This window comes from Nonomuraea sp. K271 (assembly GCF_009908215.1).
Lineage (GTDB): Bacteria > Actinomycetota > Actinomycetes > Streptosporangiales > Streptosporangiaceae > Nonomuraea > Nonomuraea longispora.
Window position 1 is genome coordinate 1 of record NZ_JAAAHR010000131.1, and the last position, 21,828, is coordinate 21,828.

At 71.3% G+C, this 21,828-nt stretch carries 27 protein-coding genes; 15 read left to right on the forward strand and 12 right to left on the reverse strand.

Annotation, left to right across the window (positions count from 1 at the left end):
- The first annotated feature begins 178 nt into the window (after positions 1-178).
- Positions 179-1,381: a hypothetical protein gene (locus GUY59_RS33660; RefSeq protein ID WP_138207913.1), complete on the forward strand. Its 1,203-nt coding sequence runs from the start codon at positions 179-181 to the stop codon at positions 1,379-1,381.
- Between the two features lie 90 nt (positions 1,382-1,471).
- Here the strand turns inward: GUY59_RS33660 and GUY59_RS33665 are convergent, their stop codons facing one another.
- From GUY59_RS33665 to GUY59_RS33710, 10 genes are all read right to left on the reverse strand, one after another.
- Positions 1,472-1,906, reverse strand: a complete 435-nt coding sequence (locus tag GUY59_RS33665; RefSeq protein WP_252375214.1) for a DUF4396 domain-containing protein — start codon at positions 1,904-1,906, stop codon at positions 1,472-1,474.
- Between the two features lie 131 nt (positions 1,907-2,037).
- Positions 2,038-2,739 carry an IclR family transcriptional regulator gene (locus GUY59_RS33670; protein ID WP_138207909.1) on the reverse strand — a complete coding sequence of 234 codons (702 nt, stop codon included), beginning with the start codon at positions 2,737-2,739 and terminating at the stop codon, positions 2,038-2,040.
- A gap of 128 nt (positions 2,740-2,867) precedes the next feature.
- Positions 2,868-4,250 (reverse strand): FAD-dependent oxidoreductase, encoded by a 1,383-nt coding sequence (locus tag GUY59_RS33675; RefSeq protein ID WP_138207907.1) that lies wholly within the window; start codon positions 4,248-4,250, stop codon positions 2,868-2,870.
- Positions 4,247-5,548, reverse strand: coding sequence for an MFS transporter (locus tag GUY59_RS33680; protein WP_138207905.1), 1,302 nt, complete (start codon positions 5,546-5,548; stop codon positions 4,247-4,249). Before GUY59_RS33680 ends, GUY59_RS33675 begins: the two co-directional genes overlap by 4 nt.
- Positions 5,549-5,650: 102 nt before the next feature.
- Entirely contained in the window at positions 5,651-6,313 is a 663-nt protein-coding gene (locus GUY59_RS33685) for a hypothetical protein (RefSeq protein WP_138207903.1), read from the reverse strand.
- 31 nt (positions 6,314-6,344) lie between these two features.
- A complete protein-coding gene (locus GUY59_RS33690; protein WP_138207901.1) occupies positions 6,345-6,650 on the reverse strand; it encodes a winged helix-turn-helix domain-containing protein in 306 nt (101 codons plus the stop codon).
- Positions 6,647-7,105, reverse strand: coding sequence for a hypothetical protein (locus GUY59_RS33695; protein WP_138207899.1), 459 nt, complete (start codon positions 7,103-7,105; stop codon positions 6,647-6,649). The genes GUY59_RS33690 and GUY59_RS33695 overlap by 4 nt, the downstream gene beginning before the upstream one ends.
- A 104-nt stretch (positions 7,106-7,209) precedes the next feature.
- Positions 7,210-7,497: a hypothetical protein gene (locus GUY59_RS33700; protein WP_138207897.1), complete on the reverse strand. Its 288-nt coding sequence runs from the start codon at positions 7,495-7,497 to the stop codon at positions 7,210-7,212.
- A 173-nt stretch (positions 7,498-7,670) separates the two neighbouring features.
- A complete protein-coding gene (locus GUY59_RS33705) occupies positions 7,671-7,916 on the reverse strand; it encodes a hypothetical protein (protein WP_138207895.1) in 246 nt (81 codons plus the stop codon).
- 51 nt (positions 7,917-7,967) lie between these two features.
- Positions 7,968-8,567, reverse strand: coding sequence for a hypothetical protein (locus GUY59_RS33710; protein WP_132341135.1), 600 nt, complete (start codon positions 8,565-8,567; stop codon positions 7,968-7,970).
- Positions 8,568-8,830: 263 nt separating this feature from the next.
- Between GUY59_RS33710 and GUY59_RS33715 the strand changes: the two genes are divergently transcribed.
- The 10 genes from GUY59_RS33715 to GUY59_RS33760 all read left to right on the forward strand — a co-directional run bounded on the left by GUY59_RS33715 (position 8,831) and on the right by GUY59_RS33760 (position 17,077).
- Entirely contained in the window at positions 8,831-9,244 is a 414-nt protein-coding gene (locus GUY59_RS33715; protein WP_132341134.1) for a TOBE domain-containing protein, read from the forward strand.
- An 11-nt stretch (positions 9,245-9,255) separates the two neighbouring features.
- Complete coding sequence (gene modA, locus GUY59_RS33720) at positions 9,256-10,038, forward strand: molybdate ABC transporter substrate-binding protein (RefSeq protein WP_171055595.1); 783 nt, start codon at positions 9,256-9,258, stop codon at positions 10,036-10,038.
- Between the two features lie 155 nt (positions 10,039-10,193).
- Positions 10,194-10,949 (forward strand): ABC transporter permease, encoded by a 756-nt coding sequence (locus tag GUY59_RS33725; RefSeq protein ID WP_138207893.1) that lies wholly within the window; start codon positions 10,194-10,196, stop codon positions 10,947-10,949.
- Positions 10,946-11,977, forward strand: a complete 1,032-nt coding sequence (locus GUY59_RS33730) for an ABC transporter ATP-binding protein (RefSeq protein ID WP_330849260.1) — start codon at positions 10,946-10,948, stop codon at positions 11,975-11,977. Before GUY59_RS33725 ends, GUY59_RS33730 begins: the two co-directional genes overlap by 4 nt.
- Before the next feature lie 188 nt (positions 11,978-12,165).
- On the forward strand, positions 12,166-12,960 hold the full coding sequence (locus GUY59_RS33735; RefSeq protein WP_138207081.1) for an ABC transporter permease: 795 nt from the start codon (positions 12,166-12,168) through the stop codon (positions 12,958-12,960).
- Position 12,961: 1 nt separating this feature from the next.
- Positions 12,962-14,218, forward strand: coding sequence for an erythromycin esterase family protein (locus tag GUY59_RS33740; RefSeq protein WP_138207083.1), 1,257 nt, complete (start codon positions 12,962-12,964; stop codon positions 14,216-14,218).
- 99 nt (positions 14,219-14,317) lie between these two features.
- Positions 14,318-14,518 (forward strand): hypothetical protein, encoded by a 201-nt coding sequence (locus GUY59_RS33745; RefSeq protein ID WP_132339924.1) that lies wholly within the window; start codon positions 14,318-14,320, stop codon positions 14,516-14,518.
- Between the two features lie 122 nt (positions 14,519-14,640).
- The gene (locus GUY59_RS33750) at positions 14,641-15,114 is read left to right on the forward strand and encodes a carboxymuconolactone decarboxylase family protein (RefSeq protein ID WP_132339926.1); all 474 of its coding nucleotides are present in this window, start codon (positions 14,641-14,643) and stop codon (positions 15,112-15,114) included.
- Positions 15,115-15,497: 383 nt separating this feature from the next.
- Positions 15,498-15,869: a YciI family protein gene (locus tag GUY59_RS33755; protein ID WP_138207085.1), complete on the forward strand. Its 372-nt coding sequence runs from the start codon at positions 15,498-15,500 to the stop codon at positions 15,867-15,869.
- On the forward strand, positions 15,866-17,077 hold the full coding sequence (locus GUY59_RS33760) for an RNA polymerase sigma factor (RefSeq protein ID WP_138207087.1): 1,212 nt from the start codon (positions 15,866-15,868) through the stop codon (positions 17,075-17,077). Before GUY59_RS33755 ends, GUY59_RS33760 begins: the two co-directional genes overlap by 4 nt.
- Here GUY59_RS33760 and GUY59_RS33765 read toward each other — a convergent pair.
- Positions 17,074-17,253, reverse strand: coding sequence for a hypothetical protein (locus tag GUY59_RS33765; RefSeq protein WP_138207089.1), 180 nt, complete (start codon positions 17,251-17,253; stop codon positions 17,074-17,076). The two genes, GUY59_RS33760 and GUY59_RS33765, sit on opposite strands and share 4 nt — an antisense overlap.
- A gap of 201 nt (positions 17,254-17,454) precedes the next feature.
- On the opposite strand from GUY59_RS33765, the gene GUY59_RS33770 reads away from it, so the two are divergent.
- The 4 genes from GUY59_RS33770 to GUY59_RS33785 all read left to right on the forward strand — a co-directional run bounded on the left by GUY59_RS33770 (position 17,455) and on the right by GUY59_RS33785 (position 21,158).
- Positions 17,455-18,462, forward strand: coding sequence for an ABC transporter substrate-binding protein (locus GUY59_RS33770; protein ID WP_138207091.1), 1,008 nt, complete (start codon positions 17,455-17,457; stop codon positions 18,460-18,462).
- Positions 18,459-19,565 (forward strand): FecCD family ABC transporter permease, encoded by a 1,107-nt coding sequence (locus GUY59_RS33775; RefSeq protein ID WP_138207093.1) that lies wholly within the window; start codon positions 18,459-18,461, stop codon positions 19,563-19,565. Before GUY59_RS33770 ends, GUY59_RS33775 begins: the two co-directional genes overlap by 4 nt.
- On the forward strand, positions 19,562-20,305 hold the full coding sequence (locus tag GUY59_RS33780) for an ABC transporter ATP-binding protein (protein WP_138207095.1): 744 nt from the start codon (positions 19,562-19,564) through the stop codon (positions 20,303-20,305). The genes GUY59_RS33775 and GUY59_RS33780 overlap by 4 nt, the downstream gene beginning before the upstream one ends.
- A gap of 106 nt (positions 20,306-20,411) precedes the next feature.
- Entirely contained in the window at positions 20,412-21,158 is a 747-nt protein-coding gene (locus GUY59_RS33785; RefSeq protein ID WP_138207097.1) for an SDR family oxidoreductase, read from the forward strand.
- 32 nt (positions 21,159-21,190) lie between these two features.
- Here GUY59_RS33785 and GUY59_RS33790 read toward each other — a convergent pair whose 3' ends face one another.
- Entirely contained in the window at positions 21,191-21,781 is a 591-nt protein-coding gene (locus GUY59_RS33790) for a PepSY domain-containing protein (protein WP_138207099.1), read from the reverse strand.
- Positions 21,782-21,828: the final 47 nt, after the last annotated feature.

Below are 21,828 nucleotides of genomic sequence, written 5' to 3' on the forward strand. Positions count from 1 at the left end.
CCCACCCACCCGGACACGCACACACCCGCCAAGACCAGCAGAAACGCTTACCAAATCCACAACAGCGGCCGAGCACAGCCAAAGATTGAGCCGGGAAGCCTCGGGTAGGGCACGCACTCGCACCCACACCACGCCCTATCCCCGGCCCGGCCGGACACAGCGCGAAGGAGCGCACACCATGACCTTCAACCCACTGCAGGAACGCGGCATCCCGCTGGACAAGCAGCTACGCAACTGGCGCGAACTCAACGTCACACCCACCGACCCCGACCACGCCGACCCCTACACCCGCTGCCGCATCATCACCATGAACGGCATCGAAGTCGAAGCCATCATGTTCAGCCACCACCTGGCCCGCCACTGCCCCGACACCGACCTCAAACAACACCTGGCCCGCGTCCGCTACATCGAAGCCCAGCAGCAAAAAGCCGTCAACTGGCTCCTGCCCGGCCTGGCCTCGGTCCTGGAAACCACCATCGCCTACGAACAAGTCGCCGTCGACCTGACCGCCTGGGTCGCCCGCATGGAACCCGACCCCTACCTCCAGCAGGCCTACCAATTCGGCGTCCTGGAAGACTTCGACCACCTCTACCGCTACTCCAACCTCTACGAAATGATCGAACACCGCAAAGCCGAGAAAATCGTCGACCAACTCACCGAGATCATGCCCGGCCGCCCCACCTACCTGCACCACCGCAACCCCGTCGACAACGTCCGCGAACCCTACGACAAAACCACCGCCGCACCCATCTCCAAGCTGCACGCACTGACCATCATGTCCGCCGAGCAGCAGACCATGAACTTCTACATGAACGTCGGCCCCCTCTACATGGAGCCCATCGCCCGCCAGCTCTACCAGGAGATCGGCCTCATCGAGGAAGAACACGTCACCCACTACGAATCCCTCGTCGACCCCGGCGAAAGCTGGTGGGAGATGCTGCTCAACCACGAATACAACGAGTGCTACCTCTACCACTCCTTCATGGAGACCGAGTCCGACCCCAAGGTGAAAAACATCTGGGAACTACACCTCAACATGGAGCTGGAACACCTGCGCCTGGCCGCCGAACTGTTCAAACGCCACGACGGCCGCGACCCCGAACAGGTCCTGGCCCCCGAACTGCCCGTCCCGGTCACCTTCGAGCCCAACAAGGCCTACCTGCGCGAACTGCTGTCCACCCAGATCGACTACACCACCCTGGGCACCGGCTACGTGCAAGAAGCCCACGAACGCTTCGAGCAGATGCAGCAAGCCCTCATGGGCGGCGAGAAAGCACCCTCCGAACGCGTCATCGAAGACAACCGCGCCGTCTCCGGCCACGAATACCGGCTGCAGACCGACGGCGAACACCCGATCACCAGCCTGGCCGCCAACCGCTGACCACCACCGAGCCCGGCGGGACGGCCCTACGGAACAGCCGGGCGCGGCAGAGCGCCCGGCCGTTCCGCCGTGCCGGGCCCGCGGTCCGTGCTAGTGGTGGTAGGCATGGATCACCGCGTGCCCCCTGCCGCGCCCGATGATCCACTTGTTGATCGGCGTCGTGACGACGAACGCGACCAGCAGCGAGAACGCCAGCGCACCCCAGAACAGCAGCGTGGCGAGCCCGGCGTCCATGGCGCCGGGGATGATCAGCATGACGCCGTTGTCGACGATCTCCATGATCAGGATCGACACGGTGTCGGCGGCCAGCGCGAGCCGCAGCGCACTGCGCCACGTCAGGCGTGCCCGGATCAGGCCGCGCATGGTGAGCGCGTAGCCGAAGACGAACGCCAGGACGACGGCCAGCAGGATGCTGGGCAGGTTGTGCCAGCCCAGCGCGGTGGCGATCACCATGCCGAGCACCTCGCCGATGGCGCAGCCGGTGAGGCAGTGCAGCGTCGCCGACGCCGCCGTTCCCCACGTCACCCGCACCGGCTGCGCGTCCTGATGCGTTCCGTCCTCGGCGCTCGTGTTCCCGCACCTCCCCGATCACTGGCACCGCTGCTACCCACGCGGCTCCGGCTCCAACCGCGGGGGCGGGACGACGGGCCGGGCGGCTACCCGCGCGCGAGGCGGTCGGACAGCCGCTCCGCCGTCTTGCGCAGTCGCGCCGCGACGGCCTCCGCCTGCGGGCGTATCCGTGCGGCCGGACCGGCGACGACCAGGGCGGCGACCACCTTCCCCGAGGCCCCGCGCACCGCCGCGGCCGCCGCGCACACCCCGGCGACCGACTCCTCCAGGTTGAAGGCGACGCCGCTCTCCCTGATGGTGTCCCGCTCGGCGAGGATCGTCTTCCCCGAGGGCGTGGCGAGCTCGCCGCGCTCCTCCAGGAACGACGTGAGCTCGTCGGCGCCGAGGTCGGCGAGGAACAACTTGCCCATCGACGTCGTCAGCAGGGGACGGCGCGAGCGCAACGGGACGGCGTAGCGGATCTCCTGCGCCGACTCCACCTGGTCGATCACCACGAGGTTGTCCCCGGAGCGCACCGCGAGCTGCGCCGTCTCGCCGGTGTCGGCCGCCAGCCGTTCGAGCTCGTCGTGGGCCAGCCGTTCGAGCGGGTGGTCGCCCAGCGGCATGGTCAGCAGCTCGATGCCCGGCCCGAGGAAGAGCAGACCTGCCCGCTCGTACAGGTAGTCGGTGGCCAGCAGTCCCTGGGTCAGCGTGTGGACCGTGGACTTCGGGATGCCGACCATACGCGCCAGCGCGGACAGGGTGACGCCCTCCGGACGGGCGGCGACGGTTTCCAGGATGACGACCACGCGGGACACGGTGGGATGCGGTCTCGGCGGCACGTGCTCACCGGCCTTTCCTGCGGCGGTCTGCGGTGATCTGCGGTGATCGATTTTCCTAGCCGCAGTCTAGTCACGCTCCACGCCGATGCCGCCCGTCACGCGGTGCCGTCCACCACGCCGCCCTGGGCGCGGATGACGTCGCGCACCTCACCGACCGGCACCTCCCGTACGTCACCGAGTCCCGCACGGGCGGCGAGCGCGGCTGCGGTGCCCGCCGCCTGGCCCGTCGCCATGCAGGTGCCGATGACCCGCGCGGACCCGTTCGCCTCCCGGTCCGACGACAACGCCCGCCCGCAGACCAGCAGGTTGCGCACGTGACGCGGGACGAGCGCGGCATAGGGGATGTCGTAGGAGCGCCCGCCTTCGATGGGGACCCGCTTCTGATAGGTGCCGCTGCCGTGGATGTCGACGTGGTGGCCGCCCTTGGCGACGCCGTCCGCGTGTTTGCGGCCGCGCAGCGCGTCGGCGCCGCTCAGCGTGTGCTCCCCGGCCACCCGCCTGGTCTCCCTGATCCCGACCTTCGGTCCCGCCCCGGCCAGGTGGGCGCCGGCGAAGCCGGGCAGGTGCTTGCGTACGAAGCCGATGGCGGCGCGGACCTGCCCGGTGAGCGTGGCCAGCGCCTCGCCCATCGCCCGGGCGTCCATCGCGTCGATGCCCGACACCCTCGTCGTGTTCAGCCCGAGCTCGCGCCGCGCCAGCGAGGTCGGCCACATCCACATGCCGGTGGTGGGGTACAGGCTGCCCTGCTCGATCGCGGTGCCCATGAGGGAGCCGGGGTCCTCGGCGCTCATCGCGACGAACGGCAGGCCGGACGCGTGCACCCGCTCGGCGCACTCCGCCGGTGTCTTGCCGATCACGGGGTTCTGACCGAGCATGAACTGCTCGGGATTGTCGCGTACGAACTGCAACAGCGGCCCGAAGTCGACGCCGCCCATGCGGAACGTCAGGCTGACCGGCTGGAACCCGCCGTGCACGTCGCCGCGCTCCAGCCGCGCGCCCGCCAGCTCGGACACCGAGCCGTCCCCCGAAGCGTCCACCACGACGTGCGCCGTCAGCGTGGACCGCGTCCCGGCCCGGTCGAGCACGCTCACCGCCGCGGGGCCGCCGTCGGCCGTCTCGACGGCGATCACCAGGCTGGAGGGCAGGAAGGTCACCGAGCGGAGGGCGAGCTGCTCGACCACGGCGATGCGCATCGCCTCCGGGTCGACGCAGGTGCCCCACGTGGTGCGCCAGTCGAACAGGTCGCCGACATAGCCGTCGAGGGACGCGCAGCTGTCCAGCAGAGAGTCCAGCGGGCCGCCGACGATGCGCTCGCCCAGGCTGTTGCGAGTGCCGAGCAGCGGCAGCCCGCCGACCAGCTCCCCACCGGGGTAGGGCGAGGCCTCCACCAGCGCTGTGCGCGCGCCGTTGCTCGCCGCCGCGAGCGCCGCGGCGACTCCGGCCGCGCCCGCGCCGACCACGATCACGTCGAAGGTCATGGGTGTTCCTCTCGTCCTCGTACGTATGCCAAGGCCGCGCCCTCAGTGGCATGGCGGGTTTCCGGCAGCAGGTGGGCGGCCCACGCCGACACCGCGTAGACCACGGTGATGTACGCCGCCACCAGCCACGGCTCTCCTCCTGCCGCCGCCACCAGCGCGCTGGCCACGAACGGCGCGGTGCCGCCGATGAGCGCGGCGGAGAACTCCCGCGACAGGGCGATGGAGCTGTAGCGCACCTGGGGACGGAACAACTCCGCGTAGAAGGCGGGCTGCGGGCCCAGCAGCGCGCCGTCGCCGATGCCCAGCATCGCGATCACCGCGACCGCGATGAGCAGCGCGGAGCCGGTGTCGAGAAGGAGGAAGAAGGGGAAGGAGATGGCCGCGCAGAACAGCGCGCCGCCGACGTAGACCGGCTTGCGGCCCACCCGGTCCGACAGCGCCCCGAACAGCGCGGGCGTCACCATCCGCACGCACGTGGCGGCGGTGACCGCCATCAGCGCCGAACTCTCCGGTGCGCCGACGGTGTCGGCGACGTACGAGAGCACGAACACCGCGGGCACGTAACCGGCGATGTTGGGGGCGAAGTTCGCCACGAAGGCCAGAAAGAGCGTGCGCCGCGACCCGCGCAGGGCCTCGGCGAGCGGGGCGCGCGTGACCTCGTTGGCCTCGCGTACCCGCTGGAAAGCGGGGGTCTCGGCGATTCTCGTCCGGATGTAGATGCCCACGCCGGCGACCAGGAAGCTGGCCAGGAACGGGATCCGCCACCCCCAGGACAGGAAGACGTCGTCCGGCATCGAGGACACGGCGGTGAAGCTCCCGGAGGCGAGGAGAACTCCCGCCGCGTTGCCCGCCACCGGAAAGCTGCCCCAGAAGCCGCGGTTGTGGCGGCCCGCGTATTCGGTCGTCATCAGCGCGGCGCCCGCGTATTCCGCCCCGGAACCGACCCCTTGCAGGATCCTGAGCAGCACGAGCAGGATGGGCGCCGCCATGCCGATGCTCTCGTAGGTCGGCAGCAGGCCGATCAGCGTGCTCGCCGTGCCCATCAGCCCCAGCGTGACGAACATCATGGTACGGCGCCCGATCCGGTCGCCGAAGTGGCCGATGACCACGCCGCCCACCGGCCGGAAGAAGAACCCGACCGCGAAAGTCGCGAACGACGCGAGGGTCGCGGTCGTACCCATGCCGTCGGAGAAGAAGACCTTGTTGAAGACCAACGCCGAGGCCAGCCCGTACAGCCCGAAGTCATACCACTCCAGGGCCGTGCCGATGGTGCTGGCGACGACCACCCGTCTTTTCATGGCACACCGTCCATAATGATGGACACTAGTTCAGCATTACGGACGATTCTGGGTGCGCCGGAGAACGTCTGTCAAGGTGGCGACGCCGTCGAGCCCGATGGCTCACCTGGTCATGAGGTGAAGCAGCAGCACCGCCAGGAACACCAGAACGGCGCCCCCGACCAGCACGAACCGCAGCCGCTCCCAGTCCGGTCCGGCGTCCGGGGACGCCCGCCTCGCCGGGCGCGCCCGCCCGGCGGCCAGGGCGTCCTGCCCGTCACCGGGCGAATGGCGCTCCGTGAATCTGCGGACGATCAGGAGCAGGAACGGTAACGCCACGCCCGCCATGGCCAGGGCGGCCCCGAGCGCCCCTCCGGACGTGGTCGTCGCCAGCCGGATCCCGCCGACGACCAGGACGACCGCCAGCCCGAGCGCCGGGGCCGAGCGGCGGGTCAGGTTCATCGCCAACGCGACCCGGACGGCGCCGAACGCCACCGACAGTGAGCCGATCCCCAGTTCCGCGGCCCCCTCGCCGTCGGCGAGCCACTGCTTCCGGTAACGCTCGCGCCGCGCCTCACCGGGCAGGATCGCGGCGGCCGCGATGATGAGGCCCCGGGACAGCGCGTCCAACTCAAATCCCCGGCTCGGGCAGGGGCCCGTCGAGTGGCCGGTCCAGGGGGCGGTCCAGGGGGCGGTCCAGGGGGCGCGGCACGGTCGCCTGCTCGGCGACGGCGCGAGCCCCCAGCGGGGATCGAGGTCGGCCATGAGGACGTTGATCACGTCCACGGTGGCGGGGGTGATCGGCGGTGCCTGCCTCTCAGGCGTGATGGTTTCCCTCCGTGATCCGGCGGAGTGTGGATGTGTACTGCTGGAAGGCGTTACGCCCTTCGTCGGTCAGCACGAGCCAGGTGCGGGGGCGTTTGCCGACGAACCCCTTCTCCACCCGAACGTAACCCGCCCTCTCCAGGGTGTCGATGTGCGTGGACAGCAGCGAGTCGCTGACCTCGATCGTGTCCCTCAGATAGCGGAACTCGACCGTCTCCGCCGCCGCCAGCATGGCCACGATGGACAGCCGCACAGGAGCGTGGATGATCTCGTCGAGCGCATGGCGTGGATGACTCACCTGTCATCCGTCACACGGAGCATGCGGACCGCGGCGTAGAACAAGGGGCTGCTCGCGACCAGCGCGACCAGCACACCGGCGACCACCCGCAGGGCGCTTGGCTCCTGCGGGTGCGCGAACATGTCGTAGAGCGCCGCGACGACGGTCGTCCCCACGAACGCCCCGGTGATGGGATAGGACAGCCGGGACACCAGCTGATCGTAGACCTGCCTGCGAACAACGTAGACGAACCCGGCCACGACGAGGACGCCGATCCCCAGGGCGGCGTAATCGGCCATCGCCGCCGAGCCGAGCAGCGCGGCCAGCCAGTAGCCCAGGCTTCCCAGCCCTATCGCCAGGAAGAAATGCGCCGCCCACCGACTGGACTTCCGCACGGCGTCCTGCGCTCGCTGCACTTCCCGAAGGGCGGCCTCCGCTGACATGTCGTCGCGTTCCACTTCTTTCCTCCAGATCATCTATTTGACTCTCTGAAGAGCACTCAACCGTGGTTCAAGTGTCCAGGCCGCCGAGACTCGATCGCCTGTTCCGCTCGGTCCCGCTCCGCGTTACAGGCCGCCGTTCACGAGAGCCGGCAGGCGTTCACCGCGTGCGGCGCGAGCACCTGCGAGTCCTCCAGGATCTCGATGCAGAAGGCCTCGACGAGCGAGTTACAGGCGCTGACCCTGGCCGGCGTCGACGCGTAGCCGTTCTCGTTGAGGTAGGCGAGGCAGTCGTCCGGCGACTGCTGCACGACTCGCTGGACGCCCGGCGAGACCGACCCGGCGGCCGCCTGCGCCGGCAGGGCGGACATGCCCATCGCGAGTGCGGCCAGGGTCCCGGAAATCGCGACGACCTTCAGAATGCGCATGACAGGCGAGCTCCTTTTCACTGCTTCGACATCCGGCCGCGCCACAGGTGGCCGAGCCGGCGGGTACGGTGCAGTTTTGTCTCGCCTGCAGGGAATCGCCAGGGCGTGCGCCGGACAGCGACCGGACAGTCGCCGGACGCGTCCCGGGTCCGCGCGGGAACTCGGCGGCAGGTTCAGGCGCTGGCGGCCGCGCGCCAGCGGGCCAGGATGCTCTCGTCGTCGGTGCTGCCGTGCCAGGCGGCTCCCTCGGGAATCACGTACGGGAGCCAGGTCGCGTAGTCGGGAGCGTCGGGCGCGATGTCGCGCGTGCCGTCCACGCGGGTGCCGTCCGGCAACACGCTCGACTCGGGTACGCGCAGGACTCCGCCGGCCAGCATGATGGCGGTCATGAGCTGCGTCCCTCCCGTCTCACCGGTCACCGATTCTCCCCTCAGAATAGCGCGCGCGTTCAGCAGGGCAAGGAAATCCGCTCAGCCCAGCCCGTACCGGCCGGAAATCCACAGGTAGGCGCGCTGAGCGGCGTGCTCGTCCCCGAATAAGCGGATCAGGCGGCGGGCTCGTCCGGTGAGCACGCAGGCGAAGGCTTCGGCGTAGAGCTCGGCAGGGTCCTCCCGGAAGGGCGGCGGCAACTGCGGCGCGCGCGACGCGTGCAGGTGGGCCCAGAACGCCCCGCGCGACGGCAGGCCTTCCAGGTGGTCGGTGGCGTGCCCCAGTTCGTGCCCGGCCACGCTGACCGACGGGGACGGCACGCTGCCGACGCCGACGCGGCGCCGGCCGGGATCGTAGACGCCGGCACTGCGCTCCCAGCGGCCCTGCTGGAACGGCAGCGCGACACCGCGAAGGGCCTCGAACCCGGGCAGGTCAGGCACGGCGCCAGGCCCGACCACGATGCCGCCGTCGAGGTGTGCTGCCAGCCGGACCCCCAGGGCCCGCGGCACGGCGGACAACGTCATGACGGCCAGGAGCGACTCGGCGGGCGGGAAGGTGCCGGGTTGCCAGGCCCGGGTCAGGCGGCGCTCGAGCGCGCCCACGTGGAGCCAGCCCGGCCGCCCCCTGCTCTGGCCGGCCAAACCCATCTCCCCCGGTGTCCACGCTGCACGACCGCCCGGCCGTGCCCTCAGCCCCGTGGCGAGAGCCGTCGACCGCGATCAATGTCGATGATCGTAAAGAACTCTAGCGAGGGTTGCGGTGCCGCGCATCCGGGCCTGCCGCGTACGGCCGCGGCGGAGGGCTCCTGACCTCGCGGACGCCATGGCGGAGTGGGCTTCCGGATCGCTTCTGCGAGGGGAACCGGGGATTTTCCCTGGAATGCGCGGAGAGTATGGTGAGGGTTGTGACGACGTTCCGGATCAGCGAGGCCGCGGCGCTGCTCGGGGTCAGCTCCGACACGGTACGCCGGTGGGTGGACGCCGGCCGGCTGGCCGCCGATCGCGACGAGCACGGGCATCGGCGGGTCAACGGCGCCGACCTGGCGGCCTTCGCCCGTTCGCAGGTCGAGAGCGACGGCGAGGGCGGCCGTTCCTCGGCGCGCAACCGCTTCCGCGGGATCGTCACCGAGGTGCTCCGCGACGCGGTGATGGCGCAGGTGGAGATCGCCGCGGGGCCGTTCCGCGTGGTGTCGCTGATGAGCCGCCAGGCCGCCGACGAGCTGGGCCTGGAGCCGGGGGTGGTGGCGGTCGCCGTGATCAAGTCCACCAACGTCGTCGTGGAGATCCCCGGTCACGAGCGTGTGGCCGGTCACGTGTGAGGAGCGCTCCTGTGTTGTTCAGACGTCTTCCCCGATGGGCGATCGTCCTGCCCGTCGTGCTCGCGCTGGCGGGGCTGCCGGGTTGCGGTGGCGGCGGACCGGCCGCGTCCGCCGGCGGGGGCTCGAAGGAGGTGACGGTGTTCGCGGCGGCGTCGCTGACCGAGACGTTCACCACGCTCGGCAGGACCTTCGAGGCCGCGCATCCGGGCACCACGGTGCGGCTCAACTTCGGGTCCAGCGCCACGCTGGCCCAGCAGATCGTCCAGGGGGCGCCGGCTGACGTGTTCGCCTCGGCCAGCCCGGCCACCATGAAGACGGTCACCGACGCCGCACTCGCGGGCTCGCCCACCACGTTCGTACGCAACAAGCTGCAGATCGCCGTGCCCGCCGGCAACCCGGCCAAGGTCGGCGAGCTGAAGGACCTGGCCGATCCCCAGGTGAAGGTGGCGCTCTGCGCCGAGCAGGTGCCGTGCGGCGCCGCGGCGGTCAAGGCGCTCGGCGCGGCCGGCGTCCAGGTCACCCCGGTCACCCTGGAGCAGGACGTCAAGGCCACCCTCACCAAGGTCGAGCTCGGCGAGGTCGACGCGGCCCTCGTCTACAGGACCGACGTGATGGCCGCCGGCGACGACGTGCGGGGCATCTCCTTCCCCGAGGCCGACCAGGCGGCCAACGACTATCCGATCGCTGTCCTGGCGCAGGCCCCGGCCGGCGACCTGGCCCGCCGGTTCGTCGACCTGGTGGTGTCGCGGCAGGGCAGGGACACCCTGACCGAAGCCGGCTTCGAGGTCCCCTGATCACGATGGACTCCCCAGCGTCGCGATCTCAGCCGCCCGGCCCGCGTGGTGGATCCGCCGGACGCGCCCGTGCCGAGGGGCGTCCCGGAGGCACGGGTCACCAGCGGCCCAGGGGCGCCGGACGCGGGGGTTCCGGGCGGCTGCCGTGGTTGCTGATGGTGCCCGCGCTCGCCGGGCTGGCCTTCCTCGTGCTGCCTCTGGCCGGCCTGCTGGTCCGCGCCCCCTGGCCCACGCTGCTCGTACGCCTGGCGGAGCCGCACGTGCTGGAGGCGCTGCGGCTGTCCCTCGTGTGCGCCACCATCGCCACCGCGGTGTGCCTGTTGCTCGGCGTGCCGCTGGCCTGGCTGCTGGCCCGGGTGGAGTTCCCCGGCAGGCGGCTCGTACGCGCCCTGGTGACCGTACCCCTCGTGCTGCCCCCCGTGGTGGGCGGCGTCGCCCTGCTGCTGGTGCTGGGCCGGCGCGGCCTGGCCGGGCAGTGGCTGGAGGCCGCCTTCGGCATCACGCTGCCGTTCACCTCGGCGGGGGTGATCGTGGCCGAGGCGTTCGTCGCGATGCCCTTCCTGGTGATCAGCGTGGAGGGCGCGTTGCGCGGCGCCGACCGGCGTTTCGAGGAGGCCGCCGCCACGCTGGGCGCCTCGCGCCTGACCGTGTTCCGGCGGGTGACGCTGCCCATGGTCATGCCGGGCGTGGTGGCGGGCGCGGTGTTGTGCTGGGCGCGGGCGCTGGGCGAGTTCGGCGCGACCATCACGTTCGCGGGCAACTTCCCCGGCACCACGCGGACGATGCCGTTGGCGGTCTATCTGGCGCTGGAGACCGAGCCTGAGGCGGCCATCGTGCTCAGCCTGGTTCTGCTGGCCGTCTCGGTGGTCATCCTGGCCAGTCTGCGCGACCGGTGGGTGAACAGCCCGTGACGCTGCAGGCCCGCCTGGTGGTCGCCAGACCCGCCTTCACCCTCGACCTCGCCATGGAGGTCGCGCCGGGCGAGGTGGTGGCGCTGCTCGGCCCCAACGGCGCGGGCAAGACCACCGCGCTGCGCGCCCTCGCCGGGCTGACCCCCCTGACGGGCGGCCACATCACCCTCGACGGCGGCGCCGTGCACGGGCTGGACACCGAGCGGCGGCCGATCGGCATGGTCTTCCAGGACTACCTGCTGTTCCCGCACCTGTCCGCCCTGGACAACGTCGCCTTCGGGCCGCGCTGCCAGGGCGCCTCCAAGGCCGAGGCCCGCCGTGTCGCCGCCGCCCTCCTGGAGCGGGTCGGGCTGTCCGGCCACGCCGCCTCCAGACCGCGGCGGCTGTCCGGCGGCCAGGCGCAGCGGGTGGCGCTCGCGCGGGCGCTCGCCGTACGCCCGCGGTTGCTGCTCCTCGACGAGCCGCTGGCCGCGCTGGACGCCCACACCCGGCTGGAGATCCGCTCCCAGCTGCGCCGCCACCTGGCCGACTTCGACGGCGCCACCGTCCTGGTCACCCATGACCCGCTGGACGCCATGGTGCTGGCCGACCGGCTGATCGTCATCGAGAACGGCTCCGTCGTCCAGCAGGGCGCCCCCGCCGAGGTGGCCCGCCGCCCCCGCACCGACTACGTCGCCCACCTGGTCGGGCTCAACCTCTACCGCGGGCAGGCCGACGACCGGCGGGTCAAGGTCGGCGAGCTGCTCCTCAGCACCAGCGAAACCCTGCGCGGACCCGTTTTCGTCGCCTTCCCGCCCTCCGCGCTCGCCCTCTACCGCACCCGCCCCGACGGCAGCCCCCGCAACGTGTGGCAGGCCCGCGTCGAGGGCGTCGAACGGCACGGCGACAACGTCCGCGTACACCTCGACGGCCCGATCGTGGCCTTCGCCGACATCACCCCCGCCGCCCTGGCCGAGCTCGACCTGATGCCCGGCAGGCAGGTGTGGGCGTCGGTCAAGGCCGCCGAGACCCACGCGTACCCGGCCTGAGAGCACGTTCCTCGCTACCCAGGTCCCCACCGAGGTGGCCGCAGGTCTACAACGGGCGTCGCGGGTCTAGCCCTGCGCCGGGCCGCCCTCGACCCAGGTTCGATGTCCGGCCGGCCCCGGGTGCTGTGGACTTGACACATGATCGAGTTCGACCACGTACCGGCCGCGATCGCCGACCGGAGCGCGACATGACCGACGCCGACGTCCAGCCGATCGCGGGCGGTTCGCGGAGCACGGGGCGCCACCGGCCCGGCAGGCGTGCCCCGTTCCGCCGGCTGCTGTCGGTCGAGACCCGCAAGCTCTTCGACACCCGCAGCGGAAGAATCATGACGGTGGCCCTGGCCGTGCTGACCGTGGCGTTCATGGGCGCGCGCGGCCTCGTGGCCGACCCGGGGTTGCAGACCATGGTGGTGACCGCCGGGATCGGATACGGCACCCTGCTCCCGGTGATCGGGATCCTGACGGTAACCGGTGAGTGGAGCCACCGCACCGCCCTGACCACGTTCGTCCTCGAACCCCGCCGCCTGCGGGTGTTGGCGGCCAAGTGCCTGCCGCCGCTGCTCACGACCCTGGCCGCGTCCCTGTTCGCGATGGTCGCCGCGGTGCCGGTGACGGCCGCCGTCGCTGCCGCCCAGGGCGTCCCCGCCGACTGGACGGTCAGTCCCGGAGCGCTGCTGGGCTGGACCGCGGGGAACGTCCTCGTGGTCGCGATGGGGTTGTCCCTCGGCATGCTGCTCATGAACACGCCGGCCGCGATCGTGATCTGCCTGGCGGCGCCCATGGTGTGGAGCGTCGTCGCCCGGCTCGGCAGCGCCGGCGAGGCCCTGGCCGAGTGGCTTCACCTGGGCGCCACCGCGGCTCCCCTGACGTCCGGCGGCATGACCGGGGGCGAGGTCCTCCGGCTCGCCGTGTCGACGATCTTCTGGATCGTCCTCCCGATGACGCTCGGCGCAGCCCGCGCCATTCGCAAGGAAGTGACCTGACATGAGCCGCACGCCCGTCCGAACGCTCGCCTGCCTCTCCCTGGCCGCCCTGCTGGCCACCGGCTGCGGAGGCGTGGACACCTCCCGGGTGACGCCCGACACCGTGACCCCGCTCGACCGGGCCCCGCTCTCCGACGCCGCCGGCAAGCGGGTGGTGGGAATCGGCGAGGCCACGCACGGCAACAAGGAGTTCGTCCAGACCCGCGCGATCATCATCAAGAAGCTGGTCCAGGACCACGGCTTCCGCACCGTCGCCCTGGAGGCCGACTTCGGTGGCACGGCGGCGGCCAACGACTACGTCATGAACGGCAAGGGCAACGCGAAGGCGGCCGCCGAGGCGCTCGGCTTCGACATCTACCGGACCCGCGAGACGGCGGATCTGATCGAATGGATCCACGACCACAACGCCGGCGTCCCCGACGCCGACAAGGTGCGCCTCTATGGCTTCGACATGCAGCGCTACGACCGGAACAAGGAGCGGCTGCTGCGTTATCTCGCCACGGCCGACCCCGCGAGGGTCCGTCAGGTCAAGGAGTCCCTGGCCGACCTCACCGACGCCACCAGGGCCGGCCAGGCCCAGGCGAAGGTCACCGCCGCCGCCACCGCCGCGGAACGGCTCGTCGCCCACATGAAGGACAACCGCGAGACGTACGTGAGCCGCAGCTCGGAGCAGGCGTTCGTGCTCGCCGTGCACCACGCCGAGACGATCCTGCGCGGCGCGCGGCTGCAGGTGTCCGGCGGCGACTACGCCAGCAAGCGGGACGCCTGGATGGCCGAGAACGTCGGCTGGATCGCCGGCCTGGAGGGTTCCCAGGGGCGGAAGAAGATGGTGTTGTGCGGCCACAACGGCCACATCGACAAGAGCGGCGCCGCGTTCTCCTTCGCGTCGATGGGGCGGCGGCTGGCCACGACGTACGGCAAGGACTACTTCACGATCGGCACGGAGTTCGGCGACAGCACGTTCACCGCCAGGGATGAGGACTCCGGGCAGCGCAAGCAGTTCACGGTGAGCCACGACTCGCCTGTGGCCAAACTGTTCGGCGGCGAGCGGCTCGGCTACGTCAACGTCGCGCGGGCCTCCGCCAAGCCCGGCAACCGGGAACTTCTCGCCTCGGAGATCCCGATGGGCAGCGTCGGCGACGGCTTCCGGTCGGTCTACAGCCACCTGAGCTGGACGTACACCGTGAAGATGACCCCCGCCAAGGCGTACGACGCCCTGGTGTACGTGCCGGACGCCCACCCGGTCACGCCACTGTGACGGGGCCGGACACACCCGGGCGAGGCGGTCGCGGTGATCAGCGCCATTGTCACATAGGGTGACTCTCAATCACTTTCTGTCACCGCCTGTGGAGGCATCATGAAATCCACCGCCCGTCTGACCGCCATCCTGGCCACCGGCGCGCTGCTGACCGTCGCGCTCGCCGCTCCCGCCGCCGCAGCCCCGTCTCCCACAGGAGACCTGCTCGGCTCGCTGCTCAGCCAGGTAGGCAACCTCCTCGGAGGCATCCTGGGCGGAGGGGGTCTCGGCTCCCTCCTCCCCGGCCTCCTTGGCGGCTGATCGCCACACGCTCGCCCGGCACCACGGGCGCGAGTGACGTACGTCACATGTCCGGGCTGTCCCCTCCTGTGCCGGCCGGTTCGTCGTGGGGGTGTAACCGTCACCACGGCAAGGAGACGTCCATGGACGCCCGTTTCGACTACGCCGGCAATCCGGTCGCGGCCAAGGCCGCGAAATACTTCGTCTCTGCGAGCAGGGCCGTGTCGGACTCGACGCTGCCGGCCACGACGCAGGAGCTGGTGCAGCTGCGCGTCAGCCAGATCAACGGCTGCGCCGTCTGCGTCGACATGCACACCAAGCAGGCCGCGCACGCCGGGGAGTCCCCGGTGCGGCTCAACCTGGTCGCGGCCTGGCGGGAGGCGGCGGTCTTCAGCGACGCCGAGCGGGCCGCCCTGGAGCTGGCCGAGCAGGGCACCCGCATCGCCGACGGCGGCGGCGTCACCGACGAGGTCTGGGCGCACGCCGCCAAGCACTACGACGAGGACCAGCTCGCCGCCCTGGTGTCGCTCGTCGCCGTCATGAACGCCTGGAACCGCATGAACGTCATCACCCGGCAGCCCGCCACCGGCGACTTCCAGCCCGGCCAGTGGGAGTGACGTCAGGCAGCCGCGAAGCGCCCCGGCCGGTCTCACATGTACCCGGCCGGGGCGGCGCCGGGCCTCAGGTGGGCGGCGAGCAGTTCGACCGGCGTCGTGGCGCAGGACCAGCGTCTCGTACGTGAGAATCTCCAGGCGGGCGACGTTGTCGGAGGTCTTGCCGTAGGCGTTGGGACAACGTGTCGTCGAGGTGCCGCCCGCACCCTTGCGAGGGCCGTAACCTGAAGGCCACGCGGCGTGGACCCGCGTCCCCGGGGGCCCGGCGACGCGACGGCGAAAAAGCCGTGCGAAAGTCGCGGCGGGAGGTCAAGACGGCGGCGGCGGCTCCGACCAACGGTCGGAGGGGCCCCGGCCGGGGCTCCGCGCGACACGAGGAGTACGACATGAAGTTCCTGATCAGCATGCACATCGGCCCGGCCGTGCTGGACGCGCTCACCGACGAGGAGAGGGCGGCGATCGGCGACGGCCACGCCAGGTTCATCGAGGCGCTGAAGGAGTCCGGCGAGCTGGTCAGCACGCAGGCGCTGGTCGACCCCTCCCAGGCGGCCGTGGTCTCCGTGCGCAACGGCCGGCCGGTGGTGACGGACGGTCCTTTCCTGGAGGCGAAGGAATATCTGGGCGGCTTCTACCTGATCGACTGCGAGGACAAGGAGCGGGCGATCGAGCTGGCGGCGCAGATCCCGGACGCCGCGATCGAAGGGCTGGGGATCGAGGTGCGGCAGGTGATGTTCGCTGACGGGCCGTCGGAGGCGTGACGGCACCGGCCGTCGAGGACCTGCTGCGTGAGCTCGCGCCGCAGGTCCTCGGCACGCTGGTACGCCGGCACGGCCAGTTCGAGGGCTGCGAGGACGCCGTGCAGGAGGCCGTGCTCGCCGCCGCCGTGCAGTGGCCGGCCGAAGGGGTGCCGGGCAACCCGCGCGGCTGGCTGGTGACGGTCGCGTCCCGGCGGCTCTTCGACGAGATGCGCAGCGATCGGGCCCGCCGCGAGCGGGAGTCGGCGACGACCGCCGAGGTGCCGCCCGAGGACGTGCCGGACACCGACGACACGCTCGTCCTGCTGTTCCTGTGCTGCCATCCGGCGCTGACACCGGCCTCCCAGACGGCGCTGACGCTGCGGGCGGTCGGCGGCCTGACCACCGCCGAGATCGCCCGCGCGTTCCTGGTGCCGGAGGCCACGATGGCGGCCAGGATCAGCCGGGCCAAGCAGCGCATCAAGGCCGCCGGCAGCTCGTTCGGCCCGCCGGAGGGAGCGGAGCGCGAGGAGCGGCTGCGGGTCGTCCTGCACGTGCTCTACCTGGTCTTCAACGAGGGTTACACCGCCTCGTCGGGCGGCGACCTGCACCGCGTCGACCTCGCCCACGAAGCGATCCGGCTGGCCAGGATGGTCCACGCGCAGGTGCCCGGCGACGGCGAGGTGACCGGGCTGCTCGCGCTGATGCTGCTGACCGACGCCCGAAGGCGGGCCCGTACGACGGCGGCGGGCGACCTGGTGCCGCTGGCCGAGCAGGACCGTACGACGTGGGACCGGGCCCTGATCGACGAGGGCGTCGAGCTGGCCAAGGCGTCGCTGGCCGCTCCGGCGCTGGGGCCGTACCAGTTGCAGGCGGCCATCGCGGCCACGCACGCCGACGCGGCCACGGCCGAGGAGACCGACTGGCGGCAGGTGCACGCGCTCTACCTGATCCTCGAACGGATCGCGCCCAACCCGATGGTCACGCTCAACCGGGCGGTCGCGCTGGCCGAGATCGAGGGCCCGGCGGCCGGGCTGGCCCTGCTGTCCACGCTGGACGGTGACGAGCGGCTGGCCGGGCACCACCGGCTGCTGTCCGTACGTGCCCATCTGCTGGAGCGGACCGGCGACAGAGCGGGGGCGTACGAGCATTACCGGCGTGCCGCGAAGGCCACCGCGAGCATCGCCGAGCGACGCTACCTTGAGTCACGGGCCGGTCGCGTGAGGCCCTAGCCCTGGTTGACCTTCCGGAACCACCCGTTGCTGTCCGGCATGAACTGCAGCATGATCGCCGGGGCGACGAGTGCCCCGAAGCAGATCCACACCGCGGACGCGATCGTCACGGTCCGCGGCGGAGGCGTCCAGTAGACGCTCGGGTCCGGCTCGGGAGGCTCGTGCCCGCTCGTCATGGTCGCGCAGTTTTCCACAGACCGCCCGGGACCGGTACCGAAGCGACCTGCTGCGGTTTCCTAGCAGTTGCGGCATATATGCAAAAATGAGGTCGATCGTCGCATGCTCGACCTCTCGACTCCGGAGACTCACCACATGAGCCGCACCTCAGCCAGGCCGTCCGCCCGCGAAAGCGCGCCGCTGAAGGCGGTCGCCGGATCATGAGAAGGTTGTTCGTCCTGGTGGCCGCCCTGACGCTGACCGCCTGCGGGCAGGCGCCCGCCGCCCAGCAGGCCGGTTCCGCCGCGGCGCCGCAGGCCGGCTTCCCCGTCACGGTCGAGAACTGCGGGCGCACCCTCACCTTCGACAGGCCACCCGCCAAGGTCGTCACCGGCTATCACCCGTCACTGGAGACGCTGCTCGCCCTCGGCCTGAGCGACCGCATCGCCGGGCGTACGAACTTCTCCGAGAGCGCGTTCCTGCCCGGCCAGAAGAAGCTGTACGACAAGATTTCGGAGATCTCGCCGACGATCATGTTGCCGCAGAAGGAGGTCATGCTCGCCCAGGGCGCCGACTTCGTCCTGGACAACGCGATGGCCAGCTTCGACGCCGGCGGCGGCTACGCCACCGTGGAGGAGCTGGACGCCGCCGGCTCCCCGGTGTACATCCTGGGCGGCTGGTGCAGCCCCGAGGAGACGCTCGAGTTCACCCTTGAGGACACGTTCACCGACCTGCGCAACCTCGGCAAGATCTTCGGCGTCTCCGACCGCGCCGACAAGCTGGCCACCGAGCTGCGCGGGCGGCTCGACGACGTACGCGAGCGCGTCGCCGGCCGGCCGCCCGTCAAAGTGCTCGCCACCGACGGCGGCAAGGGCCCCGTCAACGCCTACGGCGGCGCCGGCATCACCGACCAGATGATCACCGCCGCGGGCGGCGTGAACGTGCTGGCCGACGTCAAGGGCGACTACACCGAGGTCAGCGTGGAGCAGGTCAGCGCCGCGCAACCGGACGCCATCCTGGTCAGCGAGTACGCCACCCTGCGCGGCGAGACCATGCCCACCGTGCAGGCCAAGACCGCCGACGCCCTCGCCATCGCCAGGAACAGCCCGGCGGCCAAGGCCAAGCGGGTGCTCCCGGTGCCGGTCTCGGCCCAGCATCCCGGCTACCGCAACCTGCTCGCCATCACCGACATCGCCCGGTTCCTGCACCCCGACGCGTTCACGTCATGACCAGCGAGACTCGTCAGGACCTGGCGCCGGCCAGGTCCGCGAGCGCCGCGGGGCCTCACCGTCGCGGGGGCAGGTTCGCGGTGCTCCTCGCCGTGCTCGCCGCGGCGGTGATCGCCTCCACGTGGCTGGCGGTCAGCATCGGCGCCGTGCACGTCGCGCTGCCGCAGGCGTGGGGCATCGTCGCCGACCGGCTGGCGCCCGGACTCGTCCCGCGTACGTGGACGCCGGTGCAGGCGCAGATCGTGTGGGAGTTCCGGCTGCCGCGCGCGCTGCTCGCGCTCCTTGTCGGGGCGGGGCTGGCGGTGGTCGGTGCGGTGCTGCAGGCGCTGGTGCGCAACCCGCTGGCCGACCCGTTCCTGCTGGGCATCTCGTCGGGCGCGTCCTTCGGCGCGGTGCTCGTGCTCATCCTGGGCGCCTCCACACTGGGCGGGCTGTCGCTGTCGGGCGCCGCCTTCGCGGGCTCACTTCTGGCCCTGGGCCTGGTGTACGCGCTGGCGCAACGTTCCGGCCGGATCACCCCGTCGCGGCTGGTGCTGGCCGGGGTCGCGCTGGCGTACCTCTTTCAGGCCCTCTACAGCTTCGTGCTGCAGCAGGCGCAGAGCGGGCGGGCGGCGCAGCAGGTGCTGTTCTGGCTCATGGGCAGCCTGGGCGGGGCCCGCTGGCACATGCTGCCGCTGCCCACCGTCGTGCTCGTCGCGGGCCTGGTCTACCTGCTGCTGCAACACCGCCAACTCAACGCGCTCACCGCCGGGGAGGAGAGCGCCATCTCCCTCGGCGTGAACGTGCAGCGCCTGCGCATCACGCTGTTCGTCCTCACCTCGCTGCTGGTCGGCGTCCTCGTGGCCACCAGCGGCGCCATCGCGTTCGTCGGGCTGATCGTGCCGCACGCGGCCCGCCTGCTCGTCGGGGCCGACCACCGCAGGGTGCTGCCGGTCACGGCGCTGCTCGGGGCGGCGTTCCTGCAGCTCGTGGACGTCGCCGCGCGTACCGTCAACGCGCCGCAGGAGCTGGCGCTCAGCATCGTCACCGCGCTGATCGGCGTGCCGTTCTTCCTGTGGCTGCTGCGCCGGCGCTCGGTCGACCGGGCGGTGACCGTCACATGAGACTCGACCTGCGCGGCGTGTCCGTACGCCTCGACGGCCGTCCGATCGTGCACGAGGCCGACCTCCTGGTCGGCGACGGCGAGTTCGTCGCCCTCGTCGGGCCGAACGGCTGCGGCAAGTCCACCCTGTTGCGCACGATCTACCGAGCGCTGCGTCCCTCGGCCGGGCTCATCAGGGTGGACGGCGACGACGTGCACGGCCTGTCCTGGCGCGAGTCCGCCCGGCGGACCGCCGTGGTGGCCCAGGAGACGCCCTCCGAGCTCGACTTCACCGTCGGCGAGGTCGTGCTCATGGGGCGGACGCCGTACGAACGTGTCGCGGCGGCCGACGCGGAACGGTGCGCGCGGGCGCTCGACCGCGTGGGACTCGCCGGCGCGGAGGAGCGTGTCTACGCCACCCTGTCCGGCGGCGAGAAGCAGCGGGCGCTCATCGCCCGCGCGCTGGTCCAGGAGACCCGCCTGCTGCTGCTCGACGAGCCCACCTCCCACCTGGACATCCGCCACCAGTTGGAGATCCTGCACCTGGTGCGCGAGCTGGGCGTGGCCACGCTGGCGGTGCTGCACGACCTCAACCAGGCCGCCGCGTTCTGCGACCGCCTCTACGTCATGAGCGCCGGCCGCGTCCTCGCCGGAGGACCGCCCGGCCAGGTCCTCACCCCCGAACTGATCTCCGAGGTGTACGGCGTCCGCGCCGTCCGCCGCACCCAGCTCGTCTTCGAACGGCTCAAGGAGGAGCAGTGAGGCCCGCGGAAGATTTTCCGCCATGGTTGTCACACCCTTGAGGGCCCGCCTGTCTTAGCTGGCGACCGGCCGGCACAGACGGCCCGGCGAACTGAAAGGACGTGCCATGAAGATCGTGGTCATCGGCGGGACCGGGCTGATCGGCTCGAAGCTCGTGACGAAGCTGGGCGAACAGGGCCACGAGGCCGTGGCGGCCTCGCCGAACACCGGCGTCAACACCCTCACCGGCGAAGGGCTGGCCGAGGCGCTGGAGGGCGCGCGGGTGGTGGTCGACGTGTCGAACTCGCCGTCGTTCGAGCCCGCCGCCGTGCTGAGCTTCTTCGAGACCTCCACCGGCAACCTGCTCGCCGCCGAAACGGCGGCCGGCGTCGGCCACCACGTGGCGCTGTCGATCGTGGGGACGGAGCGGATGCCCGAGAACGGCTACTTCCGGGCGAAGATCGCCCAGGAGGAGCTGATCGAGAAGTCGGGCATCCCGTTCTCGCTCGTGCACGCGACCCAGTTCCACGAGTTCGTGCGCGGCATCGCCGACGAGGCCACCGACGGCGGCAAGGTGCGGATCGCACCCGTACGCTTCCAGCCCATCGCGGGCGACGACGTCGCGGCGGCGCTGGCCAGGGTCTCCACGGGGACGCCGCTGAACGGCAGGATCGAGGTCGCAGGGCCCGAGCAGTTCCGGATGGACGAGTTCTTCCGGCAGGCGCTGGCCGCCGCGGGCGACCGGCGGGAGGTGGTCACCGACCCGCACGCGCGCTATTTCGGCAGCGAGCTGGACGAACGCTCGCTGGTCCCCCTCGACGGCGCGATTCTCGGCACGATCCGCTACGCCGACTGGGCATCACCACGGTCTTGAAGGCCCATACCCGACGGGACTCGATCCCGGCGTCACGTGGTGGTGCCGTCGTTCCTCACGACCTCGCCCGTGGCGGCGTCCACCGCCACCTTGTGCTTGGTCCCGTCGGGCGTGAGCACGTCCGCCTCCCACACGGTCCTGTCCCGCTCGGTGTCCAGGTTGAGCTCCGTGAGGCGCCCCTCGGGCACCGTGGCCAGGATCTTCTCGGCCGCCTGGGCGTAGTCCAGCTTGGCCGCCGCCACCTGGTCCCGGCGCTCGGCCTTGTCGTCCGCGTCAGCGTCCTCGGTGGCGGGACCGTTGACGACCTTCTCGCCCGCCACGTCCAGCCGGTGTTCGGTGCCGTCCTTCTCGACGACCTGCACCTCCCACAGCCTGCCGCTCTCCTCGGTCTCGATGGAGACGAGCACGGAGCCGGGCACCGCGGCCAGCGCCACCTGGGCGGCCCGCTTCAGGCCGCCCGTCTCCGGCCCGCTCGGGGACGCGGTGCCGGACGTGGGGGTGCCGATGGACGGTGAGGACCCGGCGGCCAGTTCGTGCCCCTCGTGCCCCTGGTGGGACGCGGTGCCGCAACCCCCGGCGAGCACGGCCGCTCCGGCCAGGACCCCGATGATCGTCGTCTTCATACGATGTCGGCTGCCCAGGAAGGAGCAGATCACTCATCCGGGTGTAC